Genomic DNA, 16,461 nt, shown 5'->3' with positions numbered 1-16,461 from the left:
GGGAGCGCCGGGCTTAATCCATCGCGTGGATGTCGCGATCCTTCGTTTCCGGCAGGAACAGGAGGCCGATGACCAGCGTGATCCCTGCAAAGACGATCGGGTACCAGAGGCCGTAGTAGATATCGCCCTGGGCAGCACTCATCGCGAAGGCCGTTGCCGGAAGCAGCCCGCCGAACCAGCCGTTGCCGATGTGGTAGGGCAGCGACATGCCGGTGTAGCGGATGCGGGTCGGGAAGAGTTCGACCAGCAGGGCTGCGATCGGGCCGTAGACCATCGTCACGTAGATGACGAGCACGGTGAGCACCGCGATGATCGTCGTCCAGTTGACGTTGGCAGGATCCGCGACCATCGCGTAGGTGCCGCCGCCGGCGATCGTGTAGACGGCCATTTCGGTGGCAGCGCCCACTTCATCCTTGGTCAGCAGCTTGTCGGCGATGAGCTTTTCGGCCGGAACCATGGTCTTTTCGCCGCCGCGGACAGCGGCTGCGTCAAGCGACAGTTCCGGGTTGGCGGTGACAAAACCGTCAAGCTTGGCGTCCGGAACCTTTGCCGCGCCACGAACCAGCGGGTAGCCGGCATTGTGGAGCGCCATGTTGGTCTGCTTTTCGAAGGCGGCGTTGGCGGCCTTGGCACCATCGCCAGCAGCGACTGCGTCGTAGCTGTTGATCGTGGTGTCGCCGACCTTGACCGTCGCCGCCGTGCCCGCCGCAGCCGTCGTGACGACGTCGTAGGGAACGGAGTTCTTGGTGAGGAACGCGGTTGCGATGTCGCACGAGGTTGTGAACTTCGCCGTGCCCGTCGGGTTGAACTGGAATTTGCAGTCGCCGGGAGCCGCGGTCACCGTTGCGCGAACGGTTGCCTGGGCTTCAGCGAGTGCAGGGTTACCGGCCCAGGTCAGCGCCTTGAACAGCGGGAAGTAGGTGAGCATCGCAAGCAGCAGACCGGCCATGATGATCGGCTTGCGGCCGATCTTGTCGGAGAGCCAGCCGAATAGCACGAAGAAGCCCGTGCCAATCAAAAGCGAGGCGGCGACCATGATGTTGGCCGACTGACCGTCTACTTTCAGGACGCCGGTCAGGAAGAACAGCGCGTAGAACTGACCGGAGTACCAGACCACGGCTTGTCCGACGACGGCACCGAACAGCGCCAGAAGCGCGATCTTGGCGTTCTTCCACTGGCCGAAGGCTTCCCGAAGCGGCGCCTTGGAGCCCTTGCCCTCTTCCTTCATCTTCTTGAAGGCCGGGGATTCGTTCATCTTCAGACGGATCCAGACGGAAATGCCGAGAAGCACGCAGGACAGCAGGAACGGAATGCGCCAGCCCCAGGCGGCGAAGGCTTCCTTGCCGAGCGCGAACTGCACGAGCAGGATCACCACCAGCGACAGGAACAGACCGAGCGTCGCCGTGGTCTGGATCCAGGACGTGAAGTAGCCGCGACGCCCATGCGGGGCGTGTTCGGCCACGTAGGTTGCCGCACCGCCATATTCGCCGCCGAGCGCCAGGCCCTGCAGCATGCGCAGCACGATGAGCAGGATCGGCGCGGCAATGCCGATCGAGGCAGCGCCGGGCAGGATGCCGACCAGGAAGGTCGACAGACCCATGATCAGGATCGTCACGAGGAAGGTGTATTTGCGGCCGACGAGGTCACCCAGGCGACCGAAGACGAGCGCGCCGAACGGGCGAACCAGGAAGCCCGCGGCAAAGGCCAGAAGCGCGAAGATGTTACGCGTCGTTTCCGGGTAGGAACTGAAGAAGGTCGCGCCGATGTAGACGGCGAGCGAACCGTAGAGATAGAAATCGTACCATTCGAAGACGGTACCGAGCGACGAGGCGAAGATGACCTTCTTCTCCTCGCCGGTCATCGGACGCGTTTTTGCGTCGTCCGCTGTCGCGACATTTGCCATTTTGATAATCCTCCACTCCAAAGGAGCGCCCATTGGCTGGTCCAGCATTCCTCCCTCGAACGTCCGGACGTGGTGCGCCTGAAATGAGGATGTCAGAAAAGTGTCATCACAGGCAGAGATGCTTTCGGCTTATGACTTTCGTCTAATGCGGCGATCGATCGCGGGCAGGGCGGGGGCGTGCCGGCGCGCGGCAATGTCTTGACTCTTCCCCAAAACCGCGTAAGAGCAGCGACGAACGAGGAAATCACCACCATGCGACCGATCGGTCCAGCCATCGCTGCTTTGATCCTGCCGGCTCTTGCCGCGGGGCAGGATGTCGATTTTTCGTTCGCTTGCAAAACAACGGCCAAAACGACGACGAAAACCGTCTGACGTCTCTGGCCCTCCGCTCTCTCCCCGGTTTGGCCGGGGACAGGAACCCTCGCGGCAGGTCGCGCGGTTTCCCCCTCACCCGACGAGGAGAGACAGAAAAGAGAGCTTAGATCATGGGTTTCAAGATTGCAGTCGCAGGCGCCACCGGCAATGTCGGCCGGGAGATGCTGAACATCCTTTCCGAACGCGGCTTTCCCGCGGATGAAGTGGTCGCCCTCGCTTCCGCCCGCTCCCAGGGCACCGAAGTTTCCTTCGGCGACAAGACCCTCAAGGTCAAGAACCTCGAAAACTACGACTTCTCCGACACCGATATCTGCCTGATGTCGGCTGGCGGCGCCGTATCGCTGAAGTATTCGCCGAAGATCGGCCAGCAGGGCTGCGTCGTCATCGACAACTCCTCGGCCTGGCGCTACGACGCCGAAGTGCCGCTGATCGTTCCGGAAGTGAACCCGGACGCGATCGCGCAGTTCACCAAGAAGAACATCATCGCCAACCCGAATTGCTCGACCGCCCAGCTTGTCGTCGCGCTGAAGCCGCTGCACGACCACGCCAAGATCAAGCGCGTCGTCGTCTCGACCTACCAGTCGGTTTCCGGCGCCGGCAAGGACGGCATGGACGAACTCTTCAACCAGACCCGCGCCGTCTTCGTTGCCGATCCGATCGAATCGAAGAAGTTCACCAAGCGCATCGCCTTCAACGTCATTCCGCACATCGACGTGTTCATGGAAGACGGCTACACGAAGGAAGAGTGGAAGGTTCTCGCCGAGACCAAGAAGATGCTCGACCCGAAGATCAAGGTGACCTGCACCGCCGTGCGCGTTCCCGTCTTCATCGGCCATTCGGAATCGGTGAACATCGAGTTCGAAAACGAGATCACCGCTGACGAAGCGCGCGACATCCTGCGCGAAGCGCCGGGTTGCCTCGTCGTCGACAAGCACGAGAACGGCGGCTACGTCACTCCTTACGAGTGCGCCGGCGAAGATGCGACCTACATCTCGCGCATCCGCGAAGACGCAACCGTCGAGAACGGCCTCAACCTGTGGGTCGTTTCCGACAACCTGCGCAAGGGTGCCGCTCTGAACGCGATCCAGATTGCCGAGCTGCTGGTCAATCGTGGCCTCATCAAGCCGCGCAAGCAGGCTGCCTGAAAACGGCATTAGAACCATTCACTCCCGCCAGGCTCTTTCGAGCCTGGCGGGTTTCCTGTTTCACGAGGGGCCGATCCTTCCCGGATTCACGTGAAACCACGATAAAGTTACCTGCCGCTTGCGGTAGGTGACACGGCCGGCGAAGGCTGGCATTTTTAAGAGCAACGAGATTCGGGCTATGACGGGGTATTTCATGCACAGGGCGAAGTGCGCAGCAGTGGGGCTTGCCGCCCTGATTTCGACTGCAGTTTTTCCGGCGGTGGCATCTGCCGCCCAATGCGGCAATGACGGAAGCGGCTTTGAAGCCTGGGTGCAGAACTTCAAGCAGCAGGCCTCCGGCAACGGCATCAGCCCGCAGGTGCTCGACCGTGCACTCTCCGGCGTCTCCTACAACAAGGCGACGATCCGCGCCGACCGCGGCCAGAAGAGCTTCAAGCTGTCGCTCGAGCAGTTCATGCAGAAGCGCGGCGGCCAAGTGATCATTTCCCGCGGCAAGAAGATGAAGCAGCAGAACGCCGCACTCTTTACCAGCATCGAGCGGCGCTACGGCGTGCCGGCTGGCCCGCTGATTGCCATCTGGGGCATGGAAACCGGCTTCGGCGGTTTCATGGGCAAGGAGCACACGCTCTCGGCCGTTTCGACGCTGGCCTATGACTGCCGTCGCTCGGACTACTTCACCAACCAGCTCTATGCGGCCCTGCAGCTCGTGCAGCGCGGCGATCTGAGCCCGGATGCGCGTGGCGCCGCCCATGGCGAAATCGGCCAGACCCAGTTCCTGCCCGCCAACGTCCTGAAATACGGCGTCGATGGCGATGGCAACGGCCATGTCGACATGGTTCGCTCCAAGGCTGACGCGCTGGCATCCACCGCCAATTTCCTGCGCGGCCATGGCTGGCAGCCGGGCGCCGGCTATCAGCAGGGCCAGGCGAACTTCGCTGCGATCCAGGGCTGGAACGCCGCAAGCGTCTACCAGCAAGCGATCGCCATCATCGGCGCCGAGATCGACGGTCTCTAGGATTTTCGTCCTTCGGAACGCATAACCAACCAGACAAAAGGCCCGGTTCGAAAGAGCCGGGCCTTTTTTTGCTGACCGCTTACATTCCCGGGCGGGAAAAATCGCCCGTCACCGGGTCCATCACCCAGAGTTCGCCGGTCGAGATGTCGAACCAGGCGCCGTGCAGGTGGAGCTTGCCCTTGGCCTCGAGGATCTGGACGCACGGGAAAGTGCGCAGATTGGCAAGCGAGTTGCGGATCGAAACTCGCTCGAGCGCACGCTGGCGCTCCGCCTGCGTCATCACGTCGTTGCTCTGGATCTGCTCAGCCGCGGGCCTCAGCAGATGCATCCAGCGACCGATGAAATCGCCCGGTGACAGAGGCTCCGCATCGGGATCGAGTGCCGCTTTGATACCACCACAGCGGCCATGGCCCATGACGACGATGTCGCTGACGCGCAGCGACTGCACGGCGAACTCGAGGGCCGCCGAAGTGGAGTGGTAGTGACCATCCGGCTCGTAGGGCGGCATGAGATTGGCGACGTTGCGCACGACGAAGAGTTCGCCCGGGCCGCTGTCGAAGATCGTTTCCGGCGCAGCACGCGAGTCGCAACAGGCAATCACCATCGTCTTCGGCTTTTGACCGGTTTCCGCCAGCGCCTTGTAGCGTTTCTGCTGCTCGCTGAAGCGACCGTTCATGAAGTTGTGGTAGCCGTTCAGAAGATAGTCCGGAAAACGCTGCTGCTGCTTGTCCATCGATTGCTCCGCTCGTGCTTCAAGGCGGCATGGCCGGCTTTCGCCCACCTGCGCCTCCGTCATGAAAATGATCGCGATCTAAAATTCAATCCACGATGCCATAGGGGTGGCGGTCCGTGAACAGCTTCTTCACTTGCGCCGCATCTGATTCGGATGAACCAGTCGGCGCATCTGCACCATCGCCATTGGCGTCGATAGGCTCGACGCGTCCTGCTCGATGGTCAGTTCATCCGCGCCGCGCTTGACGCTCCGCGCGATGATCTCAAATACGCTCGCAGTCGCCATCTGCAAGGCACGTTCCTCTGAAAGTCCTTCAAGGATCCGGGCGAGAAACACCGCCGCCAACAGGTCGCCCGTACCATTCGGCGGGTTTTCGACCAAACGATGTTCGGCAAGCAGGGCGTGGTTGCCCGAGAGAAAGAGATTACCGGTCCCGCCGCTCATCATCGGCACGGCAGACGTCACCAAGACGCGGGCCGGACCGAGGCCGAGCGCTGCGTCAAGGATCGCCGTGTTCGTCTCCAACGTCGCCCCGGCAAGCCAGGCAAGCTCGTAACGGTTCGGGGTCGCGAGATTTGCAAGCGGCAGCAACCGGTCGCGAATGGCAACCGCCGTGGTTTCCGGCACATAGAGACCGCCAGCATCGCCGATCACGGGGTCGCAGGCGTAGATCAGTTTGGGATTGCGCTCCTTCAGCGCCGTCACCAGCCGGGCCACGCTTTCGGCCTGTCCGGCCGAGCCTAGGTAGCCCGAAAGCACGGCGCGCACCTCTCCGGCCCAGGGTGCTGCCATGAGGTCATCGATCACCGACCCGAAATCCTGATCGGAAATGGTGACCCGCGTCGAGCGGCCGTGGCCCGGGTGCCAGGGGAGGATGACGGTCGGGAGGGCCCAGACTGGATGCCCCAGAGTTTCGAGCGCGAAGACCACGGCCCTGTTGCCCACCTTGCCGCGCACGACATGGCTCGAGATGACGATGACGGCGCCGGGCAGGGAAGGCATTTCGGGCATCGACCAGTCCAATCCTACGATCTCGAAACTCTGTTCACCCGACTGTCACCCCCCTGTCAACAGCCGATGTCAGATAGGCTCCGGAGAAGCCTCTGGCGTTTTCGTGCTTTTTCTTCGATTTTCGAGCAATTTTCGCGAAATTACCTTCGATTTAAATGGATTTAAGCTGTTTTCACGTGAAATTCTCCGATTTTGGGCTCGATTTTGCCGAAATCAGCGTAAAAAGCGGTCGCCATTAGCCATGGTTCTGATAGGGTTTGGCCTATCATGAATGGGAGAGACTTCATGGGCGTGAAATACAATCCGAAGCGGGACAGACACATCGACGCAGCGAAGGCGGCCGCCATCAAACTGGGCGTCGAGGCGCTGGCGCCGGAGATCCTCTTCGGTGGGGCCAGCAACGATGACCTCGATCTCTATTCGGCGGACATGCTGGCGCTGACGGCCGCCCATGCCTATCAGGAACTCGCCCGCTGGGATGGCGGCAAGCCGCAGGTTTCCGTCGAAACCGTCGCCGGTGTAGCACCTGGCGGCACCGAGGTGTCGATCATCGCGGTCACCGAACGCAACATGCCGTTCCTCTATGATTCGGTCATGGGGGAAATCACCAGCACCCACCGTGACATTCACCTCGCGATCCACCCCATCCTGGTCAAGGAACCGGGCAAGCCGGCAAAGCTCTTCGATCCCGAAGAAGAAAGCGATCCGTCGCACCGCGTCAGCCACATCCAGATCCATCTGACGAAGCTCGCGCCGGTCGAGGCCGAACAGCTCAGCAACCGCATTCGCGACGTGCTGGAGCAGGTGCACCAGGCTGTGCACGACTGGCCAGCGATGACCGCGCTGCTCGATCATGCGATGCAGGAGCTGGAGGCCTATAACGCCTCGCGCAAGAAGAGCGACCGCGACGAGGCGCTTGCCTTCCTCCGCTGGTTGCGTGACAACAACTTCACCTTCCTCGGCATGCGCGAATACACCTATTCCGGTAAGGGCGGAAAGGCGATGGTCGAGCGCGGCAAGGGCAGGGGCCTCGGCATGCTCTCCAATCCCGATGTGCGCGTGCTGCGCCAGGGCAAGGACGCGGTGCTGACTACGCCTGAAATTCTCGCCTTCCTCGAAAGCCCGGATTTCCTGATCGTCACCAAGGCCAACGTCAAATCGGTCGTCCATCGCCGCGCCTATATGGATTATATCGGTGTCAAGCGCTTCGACGCCGACGGCAATGTCGCCGGAGAACTGCGCATCGTCGGCCTCTTCACCTCCTCGGCCTATACCCGCCAGGCGGCCGAGATCCCGCTTTTGCGCCACAAGATCGAAAAGATCGTCGATCACTTCGGCTACGATCCGCAGAGCCATTCCGGGAAGATGCTCGACAACACGCTCGAATCCTATCCGCGCGACGATCTCTTCCAGATCGATGTCGGCCTGCTCGCCGCTTTCTGCGAACAGATCAACGAACTCGGCGACCGGCCGCGCATCCGAGTACTGCCACGCATCGACCATTTCGACCGCTTCGTCTCGGTCATCGTCTTCGTGCCGCGCGAACAGTACGATTCGGATGTGCGCGAAAAGATCGGCGACTACTTGAAGACGGTCTATGACGGTCGCGTCTCCGCCTACTACCCGGCCTTCCCGGAAGGGGGCCTTGCCCGCGTCCACTTCATCATCGGCCGCTCCGCCGGCAAGACGCCGCGCATTCCGCAGGCCAAGCTCGAAGAAGCCGTTCGCGGCATCGTCACCCGCTGGATCGACCGGTTCGACCTGCTTGCCCGCAAGGACGGCATCGAGCTCGATGTCGACAATGCCTACCAGTCGTTCTTCACGCCGGCTGAAGCCTATGCCGATCTGGCCGACATCGCCGCCTGCAAGGGCCCGGATCCGATCCGCATCGAGTTCTACCACTATCCGCGCGCCGTCTCGCGGCCGGACACCGCCGAGCTCAAGATCTTCCACGCCAGCGAACCCGTGTCGCTGTCGCGCCGCGTACCTTTGCTTGAAAACCTCGGCTTCCGGGTCATCAGCGAACAGACCTACGACATCGGCGTCAATGCCCACGGCGAAGAGAAGCGCAAGGTCGTGCTGCACGACATGGAGCTGATCCATCGTGATGGCCTTGCGCTGAACCTCGAAAAATCCGGCCCGGCGCTGGAAGAGGCGTTCCTGGCCGCCTGGAACGGCGCGATCGAGGACGACAACTTCAACCGGCTGATCCTGCTTGCGGGCCTCAACGCCCGCGAGGTGACGGTGCTGCGCGCCTATGCCCGCTATCTGCGACAGGCCGGCATCACCTACTCTCAGGGCTATATCGCCGACACGCTGAACAAGTATCCGGCGATTGCCGCCGATATCTTCAAGCTGTTCGTGACCCGGATGGATCCGCAACTCGAGGAAAAGCCGCGCGCCAAGAAGTGCAACGCGCTGCTGTCGGCGATCGAGGACGCGCTCTCGGCCGTGCCGAGCCTCGACGAGGACCGGATTTTGCGACGCTACGTCAACGCGATCGAAGCGACGCTCCGGACCAACTACTTCCAGCATGACGCCGACGGCAAGCCGCGCGCGGTACTCGCCTTCAAGCTGGACCCGAAGCAGCTCGACGGTCTGCCGGAACCGCATCCGTTCCGCGAAATCTTCGTCTACGGCACCGAGGTCGAAGGCGTGCACCTGCGCTTCGGCAAGGTCGCCCGCGGCGGCCTTCGCTGGTCGGACCGCGCCCAGGACTACCGCACGGAAGTGCTCGGTCTGGTGAAGGCGCAGCAGGTCAAGAACGCCGTTATCGTGCCCGTCGGCGCCAAGGGCGGCTTCTATCCGAAGCTGCTTCCGGCGGGCGGCACCCGCGACGAAATCTTCAAGGCCGGCACCGAAGCTTACAAGACCTTCATCCGCACGCTGCTGTCGGTCACCGACAACATCGTCGGCCAGGATGTCGTACCGCCGGCCGACACGCAGCGCCATGACGGCGACGACCCTTACTTCGTCGTTGCTGCCGACAAGGGCACCGCGACCTTCTCCGACACGGCCAACGGCCTTGCACAGGAAGCGGGCTTCTGGCTCGACGACGCCTTCGCATCGGGCGGTTCCGCCGGCTACGACCACAAGAAGATGGGCATCACCGCCCGCGGCGCCTGGGAGACCGTCAAGCGGCACTTCCGTGAGATGGACACCGACATCCAGACGACGCCCTTCACCGTTGCTGGCGTTGGCGACATGTCGGGCGACGTCTTCGGCAACGGCATGCTTCTGTCCGAGAAGATCCGCCTCATCGCAGCCTTCGATCATCGCGATATCTTCATCGATCCGAATCCGGATATCGATGGGTCCTTTGCCGAGCGCAAGCGCATGTTCGACCTGCCGCGTTCGAGCTGGCAGGACTATGACCGCAAGACGCTTTCGAACGGCGCGATGATCATCTCGCGTGCCGAGAAGTCGGTGACGTTGACGCCTGAGGCGATGGCCGCCATCGGCCTCGACAAGCAGAAGGCAACGCCCTTCGAGATCATGAACGCGATCCTGAAGAGCCAGGTCGACCTGCTCTGGTTCGGCGGTATCGGCACCTATGTGCGCGGCAGCAACGAAACGGACGCCGAAGTTGGCGATCGCGCCAACGACGCCATTCGCGTGGCAGCCGAAGAGGTCCGCGCCCGCGTCATCGGCGAGGGCGCCAACCTCGGCGTCACCCAGAAGGGCCGCATCGGCTTCGGCCTCAATGGCGGCCGCTGCAACTCGGATGCCATCGACAATTCGGCGGGCGTCAACTCCTCCGACGTCGAGGTCAACATCAAGATCGCGCTGGCTTCCGCCATGCGCGATGGTCGCCTGACCCGTCCGAAGCGCAACACGCTGCTCGCCTCGATGACCGAGGAAGTGGGCCACCTAGTGCTGCGCAACAACTACGAGCAGTCGCTGGCGATCTCTCTGACCGCCATGCAAGGGCTCGGCAACCGCACGACGCTCGGCCGGCTCATGACCCGGCTGGAGGCCGACGGCCATCTCAACCGCAAGGTCGAGACGCTGCCGACCGACCAGGCCATGACCGAGCGTTACCAGGCGGGCAAGCCATTGACCCGCCCGGAGATCGGCGTGCTGCTCTCCTACTCCAAGCTCGTTCTCTTCGATGAGCTGATTGCGAGCGAGCTGCCCGACGATCCGTACTTCACGGCGACGCTCGAGCGTTACTTCCCGGGCAAGATGCGCAAGGCCTATGCCGGCGATATCCACGGTCACCGCCTGCGCCGCGAAATCATCGCGACGATCCTCGCCAACGAGGTCATCAACCGCGGTGGTCCGGCCTTTGTCTCGACCCTGACGGACGCCACCGGCTTCCTCTCGGCCGACGTCGTCAAGGCGGCGGTGCTGGCGCTCGACGGCTTCGACCTGCCGCGGATCTATGACGAGATCGACGCGCTCGACAACAAGATCGGCGGCGGCCTGCAGAACATCCTCTACCAGGAAGTCGGCCGCATCTTCACGCTCGTCACCGAGCGGGCGCTGCGCACCCATGCGGCGACCGGCTCGGTCTCCGAGGCCGTATCGCGCCTCGGCGACGGCCTGCAGAAGCTGCGTGCGACCATGCGCACTGCAGTGTCCGGCGAGAGCGCCGAAGAAGCCCGGTTGAAGACGGCAGCCTTCGTCGAGGGTGGCGTTCCCGCCAAGCTCGCCGAGGAAATCTCGGAACTGGCGCTGATGACGCTGGTGCCCGAGATCATGCAGATTGCCGCAGAAACCGGCGAGACGCTGAGCCGCACGGCGCAAGGTTATTTCGCCGTCACCGACACGCTTCGCATCAACCGTCTGCTGGCGGCATCCGATCGCGTTCCGGCAACCGAGCAGTTCGAGGCCATGGCTCTGTCACGCGCTGTATCCGATATCGCGGCGGCACGCCGGGATATCACCGCGGCAGCCCTGCGCGAGCAGAAGAAGGAGCGCAGCCCGGTTGCGGCCTGGGAAGAAAGCGAGCGCGTCCGTGTCGCCCAGGCGACTGGCCAGCTGCGCCTTCTGACCGAGAAGGGTGAAACGACGCTTGCCAAGATCACCGTCGCTGCAGGTCTCCTCAACGACCTGGCACGCGGAAGGGCCAAGTAACGGTACCAAAGAGGATGCGGGCAGTTTTTTCGCCCGCGTCCGGTTCCAGACCTTTTGGAATCGGTTCAATTGAAGATAGGCTGCGCCGCGCGTTCGAGGGGACGCGTGGCGCAGTCGTTTCGGGAGGGGACTTTGCAGATTTCGGCCGGGGGGACTGAAGACCAGCCACGCACGTCCCGTGCGGGCATCGGCGGCTGGATGCTGTTCGACTGGGCCGCGCAGCCCTTCTTCACCGTCATCACGACCTTCATCTTCGGCCCCTATTTCGTATCGCGGCTGACGGAGGACCATGCGGTCGGCCAGGCGATGTGGGGCTACACGCTCACGGTTTCGGGCATCATCATCGCGGTTCTTTCGCCGGTGCTCGGCTCGATCGCCGACGCCACCGGGCCGCGCAAACCCTGGATCGCCTTCTTCGCCGTCATCAAGATCGCATCGCTGGCTATGCTCTGGTTCGCAGCCCCCGGCTCGCCGATCCTCTATCCGGCGATCTTCATGATCCTCGCGACGGTCGCGGCCGAGTTCTCGATCGTCTTCAACGATTCGATGATGCCCCGTCTGGTGCCGGAGAAGGACGTGGGGCGCATTTCCAACATCGCCTGGGGGCTCGGCTATCTCGGCGGCATGATCGTGCTGGTCGCCGTCGTGGCCTTGCTTGCCGGAAGTCCTGAGACCGGCAAGACGGCGCTTGGCATCGACCCTCTGTTCGGCCTGGATCCGGCAAAGGGGGAGGATGCACGCATCACCGGCCCGATCTCCGCCGTCTGGTACCTCGTCTTTATCCTGCCGATGTTCCTGTTCACGCCCGATGCCACCAAGGCGGCAATGTCGCTCGGCAAGGCAACCGTCACTGGCCTCAGGGAGCTCAAGGGCACGCTCGTCGAGCTTCGGGAAAGGCGTGGGATCCTGCGCTTCCTGATCGCGCGCATGGTCTTCCAGGACGGCGTCAATGGTCTGCTGGCACTCGGCGGCACCTTCGCGGCCGCGATGTTCGCCTGGCAGACCCTGGAGCTCGGCGTCTACGGCATCATTCTCAACGTCGTCGCGATCGGCGGCTGCCTCTGCGCCAGCTGGCTGGATGCGCACCTTGGCTCCAAGGTGATCGTCACCGCCAGCCTGATCTGCCTGACGATTGCCACGATCGGCATCGTCTCGACAGGCCCCGGCTTCACGCTGTTCGGGCTGCTGCCGCTGTCGATGGAAGATACCGGCGGCCTGTTCGGCACGGCCGCCGAAAAGGCCTACATTCTCTACGGCCTGCTCGTCGGTGTCGCCTTCGGCCCCGTTCAGGCCTCGTCGCGCTCCTACCTCGCCCGCAGCGTCAGCCTCGACGAGGCCGGTCGCTACTTCGGCCTCTATGCGCTGTCCGGCCGGGCCACCTCGTTCCTCGCCCCCGCATCCGTTGCCACGATCACGCTTGCCACCGGCTCGGCACGGATCGGCATGATGGCGCTGATTGCTTTTCTGGTGATCGGCCTGCTGATCCTTCTGCGCACGCCCTATCCGGCCGATGACGGTCGCAAAAAAGCCGCCGCATCCTGGGGAAGCGACGGCTTCTGACTGTTGGGCCTTAGCGGCCAATTCCGGACAGACGCCCAGCGCCCGCCCGACGATCTTAGTGGCGGAAGTGGCGCATGCCAGTGAAGACCATGGCGACGCCATGCTCGTTCGCAGCCGCAATCACCTCTTCGTCACGCATGGAGCCGCCCGGCTGGATGACGGCCGTAGCACCCGCGGCGATCGCCGAGAGCAGGCCGTCGGCAAACGGCAGGAAGGCTTCGGAGGCAACGGCCGAACCCTTGGTGAGCGGCGTTGCAAGGCCCAGCGCTTTTGCGGCTTCTTCGGCCTTGATCGCGGCGATGCGGGCGGAATCGACACGGCTCATCTGGCCGGCGCCGATGCCGGCCGTCTGGCCGTCCTTGGCATAAACGATCGCATTCGACTTCACGTGCTTGGCCACCTTGAAGGCGAACTTCATGTCTTCGAGTTCCTGGGGCGTCGGCGCGCGCTTGGTGACGACCTTGAGTTCGAGATCCTCCACCATGCCGTTGTCGCGCGTCTGCACGAGCAGGCCGCCCGAGACGGTCTTTGCGGCAAGACCCGGAATGCGCGGATCCGGCAGGCCACCGGTCGCAAGCAGACGCAGGTTCGGCTTGCGGGCAATCACGGCCTTGGCCGCATCGCTGACCGAAGGCGCGATGATCACTTCGGTGAAGAGCTTGACGATCTCTTCGGCCGTCTCCGCATCGAGCTCCTGGTTGAGCGCGATGATGCCGCCGAAAGCCGAGGTGGAATCGCAGGCAAGCGCTCGGCGATAGGCTTCGGCAAGCGTCGGCGCGGTCGCGACGCCGCAAGGGTTGGCATGCTTGATGATCGCGACCGCCGGTGCCTTCTCGGGCAGGAACTCGGCCACCAGCTCGAAGGCGGCATCCGTGTCGTTAATGTTGTTGTAAGAGAGCTGCTTGCCCTGCAGCAGCGTCGCGGTGGCGACACCCGGGCGGTTCTCTCCGGTGAGATAAAAGCCCGCCTTCTGGTGCGGGTTTTCGCCGTAGCGCATTTCTTCCTTCAGGACGCCGCCGATGACGCGATGGCGCGGCATCGGGGTGTCGAGCGCCTCGGCAAACCAGTTGGAAATGGCCGCGTCATAGGCGGCAGTCCGGGCATAGGCCTTGGCGGCCATCTTCTGGCGGAAGGCATAGGTCGTCTTGCCGGAAGCAAGCTCTTCGAGCAGCACCGGATAGTCGGCCGGATCGGTGACGATCGTCACATAGGCATGGTTCTTGGCCGAGGCGCGGATCATCGCCGGGCCGCCGATATCGATGTTTTCGACCGTCGTCGGGTAGTCGCCGCCCTTGGCCCTGACCTCTTCGAAGGGATAGAGGTTGATGATCGCGAGGTCGATGGCGGTGATGCCGTGCGTCGACATGGCCGCAACGTGATCGGTATCGTCACGGATCGCCAAGAGGCCACCGTGAACGCCCGGATGCAGCGTCTTCACGCGGCCGTCCATGACCTCGGGAAAGCCGGTCAGCTCGGAAACGTCGCTCACCGGCAGGCCAGCCTCGGAGAGTGCCTTGTGGGTCCCGCCCGTCGAAACGAGCCGGATGCCCTTTTCGTTAAGGGCGCGCGCGAGCTCGACGACGCCCGTCTTGTCGGAGACGGAGAGGAGGGCGGTGCGGACCGTAACCTCGTTCGGGGCGGGGATTTTCTTGGAGGCGACAGCCACAACCATGCTCCTTTGGCGGCGCCGGACGCCCCGGGAGGAAGCTCCGGCGGTTGAGATGGCTGCCCGTTAGCATAGCTTGCCGGGCGAAGGAACCTCGCCGGGCCTGAAGATCGCGATGAATCTGGATCGGATCGATCCAAATTCTTCAATGCGATCGCTCCTGAAACGCGAACGGAAAACTTGAGGCGCTTTCTTGGGCGTGCCCGTCGTCGAGACAGAAGGCTCAGATCGCGCGTGAAAACGTCCACTGGATCTCCGGCTGCTGCGCAATCGCAAAGGTCACCGTCAGCTGCTGCGAGGCCCGGATACCCGAAGGATCGGCAAAGAAGATGTCCTCCTCGACGGCAAGGTCACCATCCTGGCAGGCAAACAGCCAGATCTCGCCATCGGGCGCCGTCAGGAAGATCTCGCGGGCGCTGTTCTGGCGAATGGCGACCGCCGGGTGAATGTGGAACCGCGCCACGGCAATCGCGGTATCGCTTGCCTCCGGGTCGCTGCCGTCGGCGCGCGACAGCCGGTCGCGACCGCGGACCATGCGACCGCCGTTCAAAACACCAATGCCACGCTCGTGGACCAGGCCGAAGGCGGCAAGATAGCCATCGTGGCTTGCGGTCACCGATTCGAGCCCGCCCGCTTCGTCCTTGCGGGCCGCCGTCACGTGCTTGACGCCCGACGTCATGATCGGTCCGAGAAAGCGCGATTGCGAGAAGCGCGACGACGACGTGTCGTTGACCGTCACGGTCGAATGGGCAGCCGTCATCCGCGCCATCTGGCGGAATCGCTCCCCGGCAAACTTCGGGGCGCCGGAATTGACGACGAAGCGCGTCTTGCCCGAGGACATTTCGAAGGACAGGCAGCCGGCATGGGCACTGCGCGACAGGTCTACGGAAAGCGGCCGGCCGGTGTCCATGATGACAACGGTGTTTTCCATGGCCATACGTTCGTAGTGGGCGTGCGGCAGCGAGCGGAAGGGTTCGCCGGCCGTCTCGTCATAGCGCAGCACCGACGCCAGTTCATGCGCCAGAACCGAGGTAGCACCATTAAACAGCGCGAGTTCGCCGCCCTGGTGCCGGAAGAAGCGCAGGGCAGGGTACATCCGGTCGATGCAGGGAATGAGGCGCGACGGCACGTCATGCCCGAGATTAACGTAGGTCTGGCGGAGTGGCAGCAGATCCAGCAACAGCTCTAGGCCCGCGCGCGGACTACGCGAGAAGTGGCTGCCGTCGGGCAGGATCTGGCGGTCGAGTTCGAGATCGAGATGGCGCGATGCCTTGCGGATGGCGCTCGGCGATGCCGGCATGGAAACCGACGCCATGGCAAGCGCAAGCCGCACCCGAAGCCTCTGCTCGCCGTCGCGCACGGTATCGGCGATATGCCTGAGATAGCGTACCTGCAGCGCCAGGCTCTTCAGGAAACGGCGGTAGAAGCCATGCTCGGCATTGCGCAGCACCACCGGCGAATGGGACAGCCAGGCGATGATGCGCTGCGCCATGATATCCGCATCCCAGGCGATGCCGCCGAGATCGCGTCCATGGGTGCCGATCCAGTCGTCGACGATCTGCCGCAGCCGGACGAAACCCGCATCCTCGCGGATCGCCCGCAGGTGCCGCAGCCAGCCGAAGGAATGCAGCCGGGCCGCAAATTCGCGCGACGGCAGATCGATCTCGAACGGCGACTCGCCCTCCGTGTCGAGCACGCGGCCGGCAAGAGGGAAGCGCCCGGCAAGAATTTCTTCCGCGACAAAGGGATCGACGGCCCTCAGATCCGTCGGCGCAACGATCAGACGATTGGGGGTGGAGCCAGTAAAGCGCAGAGTGGAGACGCGCCCGATCGACAGGCGACGCGACACGCGGCGCCAGCCTTCACGCACATACAGGTAAGAAAGCCTTCGCCTGCCGGAAAACAACATCAACGCCGCCGGTTACCTCATTTCTGGCACGATCACTCACATCATCGGAGCGCGCCAGGACCTCG

9 protein-coding genes are annotated in these 16,461 nt (G+C 63.2%); 4 read left to right on the top strand and 5 right to left on the bottom strand.

The features are described 5' to 3' along the window. Positions 1-13: 13 nt before the first annotated feature. The gene (locus BLU15_RS09960; protein WP_034800173.1) at positions 14-1,903 is read right to left on the bottom strand and encodes an MFS transporter; all 1,890 of its coding nucleotides are present in this window, start codon (positions 1,901-1,903) and stop codon (positions 14-16) included. Positions 1,904-2,388: 485 nt separating this feature from the next. Here BLU15_RS09960 and BLU15_RS09950 point away from each other — a divergent pair, with 485 nt between their 5' ends. Beyond that, positions 2,389-3,423: an aspartate-semialdehyde dehydrogenase gene (locus BLU15_RS09950; protein ID WP_034800169.1), complete on the top strand. Its 1,035-nt coding sequence runs from the start codon at positions 2,389-2,391 to the stop codon at positions 3,421-3,423. Positions 3,424-3,616: 193 nt separating this feature from the next. Continuing rightward, positions 3,617-4,438 (top strand): lytic murein transglycosylase, encoded by an 822-nt coding sequence (locus BLU15_RS09945; RefSeq protein ID WP_034800180.1) that lies wholly within the window; start codon positions 3,617-3,619, stop codon positions 4,436-4,438. 79 nt (positions 4,439-4,517) lie between these two features. Here the strand turns inward: BLU15_RS09945 and BLU15_RS09940 are convergent, their stop codons facing one another. Together BLU15_RS09940 and pdxY are read right to left on the bottom strand one after the other, a co-directional pair. Continuing rightward, on the bottom strand, positions 4,518-5,171 hold the full coding sequence (locus tag BLU15_RS09940; RefSeq protein ID WP_034800167.1) for a carbonic anhydrase: 654 nt from the start codon (positions 5,169-5,171) through the stop codon (positions 4,518-4,520). A 129-nt stretch (positions 5,172-5,300) separates the two neighbouring features. Continuing rightward, positions 5,301-6,182: a pyridoxal kinase PdxY gene (pdxY, locus tag BLU15_RS09935; RefSeq protein WP_060609297.1), complete on the bottom strand. Its 882-nt coding sequence runs from the start codon at positions 6,180-6,182 to the stop codon at positions 5,301-5,303. 285 nt (positions 6,183-6,467) lie between these two features. Between pdxY and BLU15_RS09930 the strand changes: the two genes are divergently transcribed. Continuing rightward, complete coding sequence (locus BLU15_RS09930) at positions 6,468-11,261, top strand: NAD-glutamate dehydrogenase (RefSeq protein WP_090295186.1); 4,794 nt, start codon at positions 6,468-6,470, stop codon at positions 11,259-11,261. A gap of 132 nt (positions 11,262-11,393) precedes the next feature. After that, a complete protein-coding gene (locus BLU15_RS09925; protein ID WP_090295185.1) occupies positions 11,394-12,821 on the top strand; it encodes an MFS transporter in 1,428 nt (475 codons plus the stop codon). Positions 12,822-12,876: 55 nt separating this feature from the next. Here BLU15_RS09925 and purH read toward each other — a convergent pair whose 3' ends face one another. Together purH and BLU15_RS09915 are read right to left on the bottom strand one after the other, a co-directional pair. Continuing rightward, on the bottom strand, positions 12,877-14,487 hold the full coding sequence (purH, locus tag BLU15_RS09920; RefSeq protein ID WP_090295437.1) for a bifunctional phosphoribosylaminoimidazolecarboxamide formyltransferase/IMP cyclohydrolase: 1,611 nt from the start codon (positions 14,485-14,487) through the stop codon (positions 12,877-12,879). A gap of 223 nt (positions 14,488-14,710) precedes the next feature. Then, positions 14,711-16,396, bottom strand: a complete 1,686-nt coding sequence (locus tag BLU15_RS09915) for a heparinase II/III family protein (RefSeq protein WP_090295183.1) — start codon at positions 16,394-16,396, stop codon at positions 14,711-14,713. Positions 16,397-16,461: the final 65 nt, after the last annotated feature.

This window comes from Ensifer sp. YR511, from assembly GCF_900103045.1.
Classification (GTDB): domain Bacteria; phylum Pseudomonadota; class Alphaproteobacteria; order Rhizobiales; family Rhizobiaceae; genus Ensifer; species Ensifer adhaerens.
Note: the sequence above shows the minus strand (reverse complement) of the source record. Positions and strands in the feature narration are given on the sequence as shown.